Source organism: Wocania ichthyoenteri Th78, from assembly GCF_000789235.1.
GTDB classification, from domain to species: Bacteria; Bacteroidota; Bacteroidia; order Flavobacteriales; family Flavobacteriaceae; genus Wocania_A; species Wocania_A ichthyoenteri.
Window position 1 is genome coordinate 2,858,542 of the sequence record NZ_KN525716.1, and the last position, 12,667, is coordinate 2,871,208.

Annotated in this window: 13 protein-coding genes; 4 read left to right on the top strand and 9 right to left on the bottom strand. The window is 32.5% G+C overall.

What is annotated here, in order from left to right:
- Positions 1-79: 79 nt before the first annotated feature.
- The 5 genes from RG22_RS12370 to kynU all read right to left on the bottom strand — a co-directional run bounded on the left by RG22_RS12370 (position 80) and on the right by kynU (position 5,516).
- Positions 80-1,519, bottom strand: coding sequence for an aldehyde dehydrogenase (locus RG22_RS12370; protein WP_034043719.1), 1,440 nt, complete (start codon positions 1,517-1,519; stop codon positions 80-82).
- Positions 1,520-1,522: 3 nt separating this feature from the next.
- Complete coding sequence (locus RG22_RS12375) at positions 1,523-2,158, bottom strand: hypothetical protein (protein WP_034043722.1); 636 nt, start codon at positions 2,156-2,158, stop codon at positions 1,523-1,525.
- A 3-nt stretch (positions 2,159-2,161) separates the two neighbouring features.
- Positions 2,162-2,563, bottom strand: coding sequence for a RidA family protein (locus RG22_RS12380; protein ID WP_034043725.1), 402 nt, complete (start codon positions 2,561-2,563; stop codon positions 2,162-2,164).
- A 6-nt stretch (positions 2,564-2,569) separates the two neighbouring features.
- On the bottom strand, positions 2,570-3,970 hold the full coding sequence (locus tag RG22_RS12385; RefSeq protein WP_034043728.1) for an FAD-dependent oxidoreductase: 1,401 nt from the start codon (positions 3,968-3,970) through the stop codon (positions 2,570-2,572).
- A gap of 277 nt (positions 3,971-4,247) precedes the next feature.
- Positions 4,248-5,516: a kynureninase gene (gene kynU / locus RG22_RS12390; protein ID WP_034046046.1), complete on the bottom strand. Its 1,269-nt coding sequence runs from the start codon at positions 5,514-5,516 to the stop codon at positions 4,248-4,250.
- Between the two features lie 117 nt (positions 5,517-5,633).
- On the opposite strand from kynU, the gene RG22_RS12395 reads away from it, so the two are divergent.
- The gene (locus tag RG22_RS12395; protein ID WP_034043730.1) at positions 5,634-6,056 is read left to right on the top strand and encodes a (4Fe-4S)-binding protein; all 423 of its coding nucleotides are present in this window, start codon (positions 5,634-5,636) and stop codon (positions 6,054-6,056) included.
- Positions 6,057-6,206: 150 nt separating this feature from the next.
- On the opposite strand, the gene RG22_RS12400 is transcribed toward RG22_RS12395, so the two are convergent.
- Complete coding sequence (locus tag RG22_RS12400) at positions 6,207-6,875, bottom strand: hypothetical protein (protein ID WP_034043733.1); 669 nt, start codon at positions 6,873-6,875, stop codon at positions 6,207-6,209.
- A 34-nt stretch (positions 6,876-6,909) separates the two neighbouring features.
- Between RG22_RS12400 and RG22_RS12405 the strand changes: the two genes are divergently transcribed.
- Positions 6,910-7,716, top strand: coding sequence for a class I SAM-dependent methyltransferase (locus RG22_RS12405; protein ID WP_034043735.1), 807 nt, complete (start codon positions 6,910-6,912; stop codon positions 7,714-7,716).
- Between the two features lie 33 nt (positions 7,717-7,749).
- On the opposite strand, the gene RG22_RS12410 is transcribed toward RG22_RS12405, so the two are convergent.
- The gene (locus RG22_RS12410) at positions 7,750-9,486 is read right to left on the bottom strand and encodes a M14 family metallopeptidase (protein WP_034043737.1); all 1,737 of its coding nucleotides are present in this window, start codon (positions 9,484-9,486) and stop codon (positions 7,750-7,752) included.
- 208 nt (positions 9,487-9,694) lie between these two features.
- Between RG22_RS12410 and RG22_RS12415 the strand changes: the two genes are divergently transcribed.
- Both RG22_RS12415 and RG22_RS12420 read left to right on the top strand, forming a co-directional pair.
- Positions 9,695-10,069, top strand: a complete 375-nt coding sequence (locus RG22_RS12415) for a hypothetical protein (RefSeq protein ID WP_034043739.1) — start codon at positions 9,695-9,697, stop codon at positions 10,067-10,069.
- Positions 10,070-10,171: 102 nt separating this feature from the next.
- Positions 10,172-11,785 carry a SulP family inorganic anion transporter gene (locus RG22_RS12420; RefSeq protein ID WP_034043741.1) on the top strand — a complete coding sequence of 538 codons (1,614 nt, stop codon included), beginning with the start codon at positions 10,172-10,174 and terminating at the stop codon, positions 11,783-11,785.
- Here the strand turns inward: RG22_RS12420 and RG22_RS12425 are convergent, their stop codons facing one another.
- Both RG22_RS12425 and coaD read right to left on the bottom strand, forming a co-directional pair.
- The gene (locus tag RG22_RS12425; RefSeq protein WP_034043743.1) at positions 11,786-12,193 is read right to left on the bottom strand and encodes a VOC family protein; all 408 of its coding nucleotides are present in this window, start codon (positions 12,191-12,193) and stop codon (positions 11,786-11,788) included.
- Positions 12,193-12,648 carry a pantetheine-phosphate adenylyltransferase gene (gene coaD / locus RG22_RS12430; protein WP_034043744.1) on the bottom strand — a complete coding sequence of 152 codons (456 nt, stop codon included), beginning with the start codon at positions 12,646-12,648 and terminating at the stop codon, positions 12,193-12,195. Before coaD ends, RG22_RS12425 begins: the two co-directional genes overlap by 1 nt.
- Between the last annotated feature and the right edge of the window lie 19 nt (positions 12,649-12,667).

Here is a 12,667-nt window from a genome sequence, read left to right on the forward strand (position 1 = left end):
TTTTTTATTTCCGCGAAGGCGGAAATCTTTTTGATTAATAATTTCGATTCAATTTATGAGATTCCCACTTTCGAGGGAGTTAATATTTTATACAAACATTTTTGGCTTCAGTAAAAAAACGTAGCGCTTCAAATCCGCCTTCACGACCAACTCCAGAGGCTTTAATACCACCAAAAGGTGTGCGTAAATCGCGCATCATCCAAGTGTTTGCCCAAACAATTCCGACTTGTAATTGATTGCTCAAGCGCATCGTGCGTTTTAAATTGTTAGTCCACAATGTTGCCGATAAACCATACTTTACTTTATTTGCCATTTGTAAAACGTCATCTTCAGTATTAAAAGGCATAATGGTTACCACTGGTCCAAATATTTCTTCTTGATTTATTCTGCACTCATCAGTTTTTACTTCAATAACAGTTGGTTCTAAATAGTAGCCGTTTTCAAAACCTTTAATTTTAACTTCATTTCCACCACATAAAATAACTCCGTTTTCTTCTTTAGCGATGTTAATATAGTCTTTTACTTTTTCAAGATGTGATTTTGAAACTAAAGCACCAATATTAGTATCACTTTCAGATGGATGTCCAACTTTGAGTTGTTTTATTTTTTCAACAAAATCGGTTTTAAATTTTTCATAAATAGAAGCTTCTACAAAAATACGGCTTCCACATAAACAAATCTGCCCTTGGTTAGCAAATGATGAACGCACTGTGGTTTCTAGCATATCATCATAATCACAATCTGCAAAAATGATGTTTGGGTTTTTGCCACCAAGTTCCAAGGATAATTTTTTAAACATCGGTGCGGCTACTTTTGCAATGTGCGCTCCAGTTGAAGTGCCACCAGTAAAACTAATGGCTTTAATATCTGGATGCTCAACTATGGCTTGCCCTGTGGTGTTGCCTAAACCATGAACAATATTTAGTACTCCTTTTGGGAGGCCAGCCTCATTTAGTATTTTACCTAAAAGATACGCTGTCATTGGTGTTACTTCGCTCGGTTTTGCAACAACACAGTTGCCTGCTGCAATGGCTGGAGCAATTTTCCATGTGAATAAATAGAGAGGGAGGTTCCATGGTGAAATACAACCAACAACACCAATGGGTTGCCTTAAGGTATAGTTTATGGCGTTTTGCCCAACGCTTTCGTGACTTTCACTGGCAAATTGGGTGATGGCATTTCCGAAGAATCTAAAATTACTTGCTGCTCTTGGAATATCAACTGATTTTGCTAAGCTAATAGGTTTGCCATTGTCTTTGCTTTCGGCTTCTACAAATCGATCTAAATTAGCTTCTAGTAATTCTGAGATTTTTATTAAAATTCGACTACGTTCTTCTAGTGTGGTTTGAGACCACTGCCTAAAGGCAGATTTGGCAGCATTATAGGCTTTATCAATATCTACTTTGGTTGAGTTTGGTGTTTGACCATAAACTTCTCCATTTGATGGGTTGTAGTTGTCTATCCAATTATTTTGAATTGGATTGTGATAGCTACCGTTTATGTAGTTTTGGATGTTCATTTTTTATAAAGGAAAGCAAAAATAGGTTAGAAGAATTCCTTTTTTTACAAGCTCAAGTCTTTTATTTTTTGTGTATTTGCGAAAATCATTTTGATATTTTTCTATATCTTTTTCAAAAAAGCTTAATTTATTATTTATTTCTTTAGATGGTTTTGATAATATGGATTTTTCATTCCAAGTTATCAGGACTAAACTGCAATTTTTGACTATTTTTTCCTTATGTAATACTACGTAGTTTGGAGGGTGTAATTTTATAAGATTAAATTCTTCTAGAGCTAATTCTTGTATTCTATTAGTCGTTGAAACATGAGAATATTCTTTTACCCTAATTCTAATTATTTTATCTAGTGAGATAATCTTCTTGTATTTAGATGTTGAGAAATCAATGTTAGTATTCCCTATATTCACGCTAGAAATATATGAATATAATGCTATATTATCTTTTTTTATAAAATTTATAAAACCTCTGTCAAAATGCTTTGTTGGGATGTAATCACTATTTGAGTTATGATAGTAATAGCCATTTATTGTATCTAAATCTTGCGAAATTAATTGTACAAAAAAACGATAACGGTTACCACTATCAGCAAAAGATATATTGCTTATGAACAATAAAATAAATACTACAAGTTTTTTCATTTATTACAATTTCTTATAAGCCATCACCTTAATCTCTACCACCAAATCTGGATGCGGTAGTTGATGTACTGCGACTGTGGTTCTTGTTGGGCCTGTTTCTACATCAAAAAACTCTGCGTAGGCTTTATTGTAACCTGCAAAATCATTCATATTGACTAGAAAGGAGGTGACATCAATCACATCATTTAAAGTAGCGCCTTCTGTGGCTAGATTTTTTTCGATGTTTAATAAAACTTCTCGGGTTTGTATCTCTATATTTAAGTGTTTCGTTCCCATGTTGTCAATAATATCAACACCAGCTATAGTGTTATCTGCTCTTCTTGAACTAGTGCCCGATACAAATATAAAATCGCCAACACGTTTGGTATGTGGGTATGCGCCTCTAGGAGTTACTTTGTTACTCATAATTTGTTATTTTAATCCTGCAATTCTATCGTCTTCAAGAATAGCTTCCGTTTCTTGTTTTACTTTTTTTAAAGTCGTTTTTAAATCGTCATCCAAAGTTATTATACCATCCGTTAATAGATTTAAAATGGCCTTGTCTTGGGCACGCCCTTTAAGCATGGCTTCACGATAACCGATATCTTCATTAAATGTTACTAAAGAATATTTTGATGAATACTGATCAGGAAATGCTTTTTCTAAAGCCATTTCCAATTTACGCTTTTCTTGGAACATAGGGTTAGCAACATGATCTTTCATTTCATGAAAATTATCAATTGCTAAATCTGCAATAGCATCAGTATCTTTTTTACGTGTTTTTTCGTAGGCATCAAAAGTAGCTTCCCAACTTTCTAAATTTTTGTCTAACACTTTATCAAATTCAACAACATCTTCAAATGAGGCATTCATGCCTTGTCCGTAAAACGGTACAATCGCATGAGCTGCGTCACCCATTAAAAGCGTATTGCCTTTATAATGCCAAGGAGAACATTTTACTGTGCCTAATGGTGATGTTGGATTTTCAAAAAAATCATCAATTAAATTCGGCATTAAAGCCAAAGCATCGGGGAATTCTTTTTGGAAAAATTCTAATACTTTTTCTTCAGTTGTGAGATTGTTAAAATTGTATTCACCTTCATCGTAACTTAAAAAAAGCGTCACCGTAAAACTACCATCTAAATTTGGTAAAGCAATGAGCATAAAACTACCACGAGGCCAAATATGAAGGGCGTTTTTATAGGTTTTATAATCGCCATTTTCTTTAGGAAGAATACTCAATTCTTTATAACCGTGCGTTAAATATTCCTGAGAAAAACTAAATAGAAACTTTTTACCTAAATAGTAGCTTTTTCGCATTGCGGAGCCAGCACCATCGGTAGCAATAATTATATCGGCGTCTTCTACAAATTCATCTTTTGTTTTGTAATCTTGAAATAAGGCTGTGGTTTTTTCAAAATCGACTGATTTACATTTTTTATTGAAATAAATGGAAACGTTTTTATGTTTTTCGGCTTCGGTTAAAAGCAATCCATTAAGTTCGCCACGAGAAATGGAGTTAATATGTTCATATTCTCGTCCGCTATAATTTGATAGATACGTGTTTCCTTTTTTATCATGAATCATTCTACCATGCATAGGAATACAAAGCGCTTTTACTTTGTCTTCAATACCAACAAGTTTCATGGCTTTATTACCTCGATCTGAAAATGCTAGATTTATAGAACGACCAGCAGAAATATCTACTTTACGAAGATCTGGACGCATCTCATAAACGGTAACGTTATAACCTCTTTGCCCTAAGCGTAAGGCTAGTAGTGAACCGCAAAGACCTGCGCCGATGATTAAGATGTTTTGTTGTTTTTCTTTCATTTTTTTATTCCTACGAAGGCAGGAATCTTATAATTTTAGTTGTATTTTCTTTTTATCTGTTCATTTTGTCTTGATACAAAACGAACCAAAAAATCAAGTCCAAGCCGAGGAATTTTTAAGTTTTCCAAACTTAAAACCGATTTGAAAACTTCGCGTCGGACTTTGCCCTCCTGTTCTCGGAGCTTTTCTTTATCTATTCTACGCCTTGGCATTCAATTCTACGAATTGATTTGGGACTTTACTTTCTACCAATTTGTTTTTTAATTTAAAATTTATTTTAGCACACAATACTTTTCAGCTTTTCAGCCAAAATATAAATATCTTCAAACGAGTTGTAAAATGGCACAGGTGCACATCTAATAACATCGGGTTCTCTCCAATCACTTATAACACCAGCTTCAGTTAGTTTGTTGTGCAAATTTTTATCAGCATTTTTAACTTGAATGGACAACTGGCATCCACGTTCTTTAGGATTACTAGGTGTTATAATTTTAATGGTACCTTCTCCTAATTGCTTTAATAAAAATTCAAAATAACCTGTTAGTTTTCTAGATTTTTCGGTTAGCTTTTTAATACCCACTTCGTTAAACATGTCTAACGATGCTTTAATGGCAGCCATAGATAAAATAGGTGGATTACTAAGTTGCCAACCTTCTGCACCTGGAAGTACATCAAATTCATCACGCATGTTAAAACGTGTTTGTTTGTTGTGGCTCCACCAACCTGTAAATCGGTTTAGATTTTTATTGTGAGCATGACGCTCGTGTACAAAACAACCTGCTAAACTTCCAGGTCCAGAATTTAGATATTTATAAGTACACCAAACGGCAAAATCTGCTCCAGAACCGTGTAAATTTAACTCTACATTTCCTGCACCGTGAGCGCAATCAAATCCAACTACGCAACCATATTTATGTCCGAGTTCTGTTGTTTTTTTTAAATCGAAAAATTGTCCCGTGTAATAATTAACACCCCCAATCATAATTAAGGCAATGTCTACACCTTGAGTTTTAAGAATATCTTCTAAATCTTCATATCGCAATAACTCTTCACCTTCGCGAGGTTTCCATAAAATCAATCCTTCTTTATCATCGAATCCATGATGACGCAATTGCGACTCTACAGCATATTTATCAGAAGGAAAAGCATCACTTTCAATAAGAATTTTATAACGCGTTTTAGTGGGTTTGTAAAATGATACCATCATAAAATGAAGATTGGCAGTAAGTGTATTCATTACAATAGTTTCAATGGGTTTTGCTCCCACAACATTTGCCATGCTTTCGGTTAGAAATTCATGGTATGGTAACCATGGATTTTTAGCTTCAGTATGTCCTTCAACACCTAAATTAGCCCAATCTTCAAGTTCTTGATTAATGTATGATTTTGTAGCTTTTGGTTGTAAACCAAGCGAGTTTCCTGTCATGTAAATTAATTCATTTCCTTGTTTATCTTTAGGAATATGAAATTGATTTCTGTAATGCGATAAGTCATCATTTTGATCTTGTTCTTTAGCGTAATCAAGACCTAGTTTATAATTGGACAAAGTGAATTGGTTTTCGGTTTCTAACAAAAATAAGAATTATAAATTTAGAAATGTACCGATAAATTATACTAAATTTTAAAACAATCTTTTTTGTATATTTAGTAAAAAATTTGTGTTATGGGTAGAAAAAGAGAGTATACTAATAAAGAAGTTACCGTGGTTTGGGAAGCAAAGAAATGCATTCATTCTGCTATTTGTGCCAAGGGTTTGTCAGATGTTTTTAGGCCAAAAGTAAGACCATGGGTTAGAATTAATGCCGCTACAACTGAAGCTATAATTAATCAAGTAAAGCAATGCCCTTCTAGTGCTTTAAGTTATTATATGAATGATAAAAAAGATAATGTTGCTGAAGAAACTATAGAAACTAAAGTTGAGGTTTTAGAAAACGGACCATTATTGGTTTATGGTACAATTAAAGTAACCCACAAGGATGGAAACGAAGAAATTAAAAATAAAACTACAGCGTTTTGTAGGTGTGGCGCATCCAACAACAAACCTTTTTGTGATGGTACGCATGTAAAAGAAGCTTTTAAAGGTTAAAAACAGATTATAATTAGAAAGGAAAAGCGCTTCAACCATTGATTGAAGCGCTTTTCATATATATAGGCGCAAATGCGGAAAAAACTATTTATACTTTATATACGCATTTAGTCGTAGTTTAGGTGTTTAAATTACAAGAGAACGAAAATATTATTCTAAGATGATTTTTATACTTGTGAAATGGAGATTCCAATTTTCGTCTTGTTTTTTATGTTTTAAAGCTATTTTTATACCCTTAAAATCTTGATGATTTTCAAAAGTTGTAATCATCGATGGCTCTTTTTGGTTCCCTTTTCTAAAAATCCATTCTTTAATTAAAAAATCATCAGTATAAAATAAATCGTAGGCATCACCGGGAGTATAACCACCATCATTAGCGTATGTTAGAGTGATTTTGTTAATTTCAGTTTTACTTATTGGTGCTTCTGCTTTTATAGGATTTGAAATGGTTGTGCCTTCATCCCAAACTAATTGAAACGGCACCAATAACCAAAATTTATCGTTTATAAATCCTTGATCGGCGCGCATTGATAAACTGTCTATAGATTTTCTGTTGTAGGTTATGGTATCTTTAGTAGTCATCATAACAACATCGTTTGTTTTTGGTTTCCAATTCCAAGTCCTTTCAAAATGGCTACTATCTCTATCCACATTAAAAGTAAATCGAATTTCGGTAACGTTTTTCCAGTTTTCAAAACCATGTGCATTTGCTATTTTATCAGCAATAGAAAGTTCTGGTTCAGCTATTTTTGTTTCAGATTTTTGTTTGCAGCTTATAAAAAGCAAAGCTATAAAAGTGATGTAAATGAAGTTTTTCATAAATTTAGATTTTTTGTAAAGATATAATTTGAAGATGACAACCAACAATAAATACTTTAAAACCAATAAAGCCACTTGGAACGAAAAAGTAAAAGTGCATGCTAAAAGCGTGATGTATAATTTGGATAATTTTAAAAAAGGAAAGTCATCATTAATGCCTTATGAATTGGAAGCTTTAGGTGATGTAAATGGTAAATCGTTATTGCATTTGCAATGTCATTTTGGGCAAGACACCTTAAGTTGGAGCAGGTTAGGAGCTAAATGTACAGGAATAGATTTAAGTGATGAAGGCATTAGTTTAGCCCAACAACTAAACGATGAATTAAAGTTAGATGCAAACTTTGTGTGTTGTAATGTTTTTGATACTTCGGATTTTATAAAGGAAACTTTTGATGTTGTTTTTACAAGTTACGGTGTTATAGGTTGGTTGCCCAATTTAAAACCTTGGGGAAAAATGATTGCTGGACGTTTAAAAAAAGGAGGTACGTTTTATATGGTGGAATTTCATCCCATTGTTTGGATGTTCGATTATATAGAAGATAAACCTGTTATGAAATATGGGTATATGCAAGACGAGGTTATTTATGAAGAATACGAAGGTACTTACGCTAATCAAGAATCTAAAATGATTAGTAAAGAATACGGTTGGAATCATGGTTTGGGTGAAGTGGTTTCGGCTTTAACCGAAGCGGGTTTGCATATTGAATATTTAAAAGAATACGATGAAAGTCCGTATAATGTTTTACCAGATTTAGTTGAAACAGAAACAGGAATGTTTGCTACAAAAGATAAATTGTATCCATTGATTTTCGAGATGAAGGCTACTAAAATTTCGGATTGAAAAGAGGTTTAATGGTATCTTTAAATAAAAATTTTAATAAGAAATTCTATAGATTGGGTATTGCAAATGTGCTTTTTCGTAATTTTTACTTTGCTTATGTATCCAATCTAATTGCGCATACCAATTATTGGCAAAAGCGTTATCGTTTTGTTTTTTAGTTTCAAAAGCTATTTTTAATTGTTCATTATCATTTAGCAATTCAAGCGCTTTGTTTTCCCAAACATATGGAGAGAAACCTTCTTTTTGTTGTAAAATGGTATCGAAAAAATTCCAATTAAAAAAAGAATCTGGTGCTTGTGGCTCCAAAGTTTCAATAATATATCTAAATGAAGGTTGATTGGTTTTTATAAGATAATCACCTTTTCTAAACTTTATATTTTCTGTTTTTAAATTTACTAAAACATTGTAGTGCGGGTAATGTCCTTCGTAAGCCTGTTGTCTTGTTTTGTAATCTTTAATTTTATAGCTTTCAACAGTAAGTGTCGTGTCATTTTCTAAAATCTGCATGTCAACAGCATTTAATTTTAATAACTCGATAACACGATGCCAACCTTGGGGAATAATATAAGCTGTTGGAATATTAACTTCTAAAGAAGGTTTAAAATAATTTTGATAGGCTACTTCTTTAGTAAACGGTTTAGTTCTATCGTATTTTAAACGTTCAAAACCTGTAATATCACTTTTTATATTATCAGCTTCAAAACCTTTAAAATTTAAAGTTGAAATTTTTGTGGTATCAATTTCCCAGTTTAAAGCATATGTTTTTTTAGGAGGGATATTACTATTTGCTTTTTTACGTAAATCGGTAATTTTATCACCTTCCTCTTCTGTGATTTCAATCATGCTTTTCATCAATTCGTAAGTGCCTTCAACACGCTGTTTATATGGTTTTAGCATGTGCGTTTCAACCATCATGCCTAAAGTGTTAAACAATGTTGTATAACCTGTTGAGTATCGTGGATAATCCATAAACTGAGAAAATCCTTTTTCTGGAACGCTATTAAAAACGTTTACATAGGGCGTAATATCCCAATCTTTTGCAGTTAATTTTTTTTCTAATTTAGGCATCATTTCAGAATGAATATAATTACCTAAATCACCACTAAGTTTATTGTGTTGCGTAAATAAATGAGTTAATGTATATTGATAATCGGCACCATTACTAACATGATTATCTATAAAAACATCGGGTTTTACTAAGTGGAAAATTTCAGCAAATGTTTTAGCATTTTTAGTATCACATTTAATAAAGTCGCGATTTAAATCGTAATTTCTAGCATTGCCTCTAAAACCATAATCTTTTGGGCCGTTTTGATTGGTGCGTGTGGTTGAATTTCTATTTAAACTCCCGCCAACATTATAAATAGGTATGGTAACAATAACCGTGTTTTTTGGTGTTTCAATTTTACCGTTTACCAAATCCCTAAACAGCATCATAGTGGCATCAATCCCATCCGATTCTCCTGGATGAATACCATTATTTATTAAAAGAATACGTTTGTTTTTACGTATTTCAGAAAAATCAAATTGAGATTTATTGTTTAAAGTAACAATATGCAGTGGTTTTCCAGAATCGGTTTCTCCAATTTCTTGAATATCAATTTCAGGATGCGCATTAGCTAAATCATTATAAAACTGAATGGTTTGCTTGTAAGTAGCCGTTTCTAAACCTTCAGATTTTTCAAAATGTGTTTCAAAACCATAATAAGGTTTTTCGTTTGAAGGATTACAAGACACTACTAAAATCAATAATATTATAATTATCCTCATCGTTTTGAATTTTTTGCTTTAATATTTTTAATAAAAATATATTTTTTCTGAAAATATTGTAAATCTACAATTTTATTATAATTATAATTTTTCAACACAATTAAACTTTAAAAAAAATATACTAACTTACAGTAATTGTATTTTGCTATAAAGATTAACAGCAACGTGTTGTTTTTTAGTTTTATAGATCTCTCATTAAAATAGATTTATGAAGATTTGTAACCTGTCTTTTGGCATAATAGTTGTTTTAAATAAAAATCTAGCCGAAGTTATTGTTGATGAAGGCATCCTTTTTGATGAAGTCATGGTTGATGAGTATCATGATTTTTTATTAACAAATTTAACTGTTCCGTTTTCTTTACTTATTAACAAAAAGCACTCATATTCATATACTTTTGGAGCTCAAAAAAAGATTGTACATTTAGATGAGATTAAATCGATGGCTGTAGTTGTTCATACTAGCGGTGGGGTTATGTCTACCGAAACTTTAATTAATGTTAATGGAAATGTTTTTCGTAATATTAAATTATTTCAAGAAAGAGATCAAGCCTTGGTTTGGTTAGAAGAAGATTTATCTTCTTAATTTACCTCAAACATTTTAGAAGTGATTTACATAAATATCCTTATTCTCACTTGTACATCTCCATATTAACCGTAAATTTGCCGCTTCTTAAAACAAACCATTATGACTGAGTTTTTTAGAAAGCGTGCAGCAAATGCTAAAAATGATATTTTAAGTGGAATAACAGTAGCTTTAGCACTAGTGCCAGAAGCTGTGGCATTTGCTTTTGTAGCAGGTGTAGATCCATTAGTTGGTTTGTATGCGGCTTTTATGATTGGTATAATAACCTCAATTTTTGGAGGACGACCAGGAATGATTAGTGGTGCAACTGGAGCTTTGGCTGTGGTTATGGTAAGCTTAGTAGCCGAAGGAAATGCTATGGGTGCAGAAAGCGAAAATTTAGGATTGTATTATTTATTCGCTACCGTTATTTTAATGGGAATTATACAAATGCTTGCTGGAGTTTTTAAGCTTGGTAAGTTTGTTAGATTGATACCGCATCCAGTAATGATGGGATTTGTAAATGGTTTAGCTATTGTGATCTTCTTGTCTCAGTTAGGGATGTTTAAAGATGCTAATGGTGATTGGTTTACAGGGAATAGCCTTTGGGTTATGTTAGGTCTTGTAGCATTAACAATGGGTATCATGTTTGGTTTACCAAAACTCACTAAAAAATTACCAGAAGCTTTGGTGGCTATTTTAGTCGTCTCTGCCATTGTAATTTTTGGAAATTTTGATGTAGCAACTGTTGGAAGTTTTATTCGTGATGGAGGAGGCGAAGGTTTAAAAGGCGGATTACCACAATTTCAAACAGACATATTTAGTAAAGTGCCATTTAATTTTGAAACTTTAAAATTTATTTTTCCATACGCCTTAATTCTTGCAGCTATTGGATTAATTGAATCGTTAATGACTTTAAATTTAGTTGATGAATTAACCGAAACTAGAGGAAACACCAATAAAGAATGTTTAGCACAAGGTGGTGCTAATATTGTTACCGGATTTTTTGGTGGAATGGGTGGTTGTGCCATGATTGGGCAATCGTTAATTAATATAAAAGGTGGTGGTCGTGGTAGGCTTTCGGGTATTGTTGCTGCATTAATGTTATTGGTGTTTATTTTGTTTGCATCTGGTCTTATCGAGCAAGTACCCATTGCAGCTTTAGTAGGTGTTATGTTTATGGTTGTTATTGGTACGTTTGCGTGGAGTAGTTTCAGGATTTTAAATAAAATACCTCTAAGCGATGTTATTGTTTTAGTAGCTGTTTCTGCGTTAACCGTTATTTTCGATTTGGCAATAGCTGTAATTGCAGGTGTTATTATTAGTGCGTTGGTGTTTTCTTGGGAAAATGCAAAACGTATTCGTGCTCGTAAGCGTATGCGTGAAGACGGTACGAAGATTTACGAAATTTGGGGGCCATTATTTTTTGGTTCTATCATAGCATTTAACGAAAAGTTTGATGCTAAGAACGACCCTCAAAATGTGGAAGTCGATTTTGTTGAATCTCGCATTAGCGATCATTCAGCTATCGAAGCTATTTTCAATTTGGTTAATAAATATGAAGCCGAAGGAAAATCGATTAAACTAAAGCATTTAAGCGAAGATTGTAAAATACTACTTTATAAATCAAGCCCTAAATTTAGAGAAGTTATTGTTGAAGATATTGACGATCCTCGCTATCATTTAGCCGAAAACCCAGAAGCATTTACAAAAGGTTTAGGTGAATATAATTTGTAATTAATAGAAGTCCTCTTCATCAACTACTAGCGTAGTAAGTTCCACAGTATGATTATCGGGATCTTTTAGGTAAATAGAATGAAAATAATGATGATCTTGAAATTTGAAAGGTTCATTAATACGATTAAAATATTCTTGTGCTTTTAAAAAATCTTTGTTTGAAACATTAAAAGCGAAGTGATCAATCTTAGCATTTTTTGATAATTGATTAAGTTTTTCATCATTAAGATTTGCTGGAAATATAGCTATACCTGCTTTTCTAGAAAGCATAAATACTGGGAATTTACCCCATTTTTCAAGTTGATACTTTTTTAAACGTATAACCTTTGAATACCATTCAATTGACGCATTCATGTCTTTAACACGAATAGCAACATGGTCTAAAAAGTTAATATTAAATGCAGACATTATTTTACGCGTACAGTACTCGGAACTAACTTTGTGTAATCCCCATGATTTCTAATTACATCACGCACAATAGAAGATGCTATATACGATGTTTTAGCCGAGGTTAATAAAAACACAGTTTCAATAGGTGCCAAATCTCTATTGGTATGTGCAATGGCTTTTTCAAATTCAAAATCGGCAGGATTGCGGAGTCCACGTAAAATAAATTCGACATCAATTTTTTTGCAAAAATCGACAGTCAAGCCTTCATAACTCATAACTTTAATTTTAGGTTCGTCTGCAAAAGTATCCTCAATAAATTTTTTACGTTCTTCTAACGAGAACATATATTTTTTATCTGCATTTATGCCAATAGCCACAGTTACTTCATCAAAAAGGGTGACACCTCTTTTAATAATATCGTAGTGTCCTAATGTAATAGGATCAAAAGATCCTGGAAATATGGCTCGTTTCATAAATATAAAATTACGACTT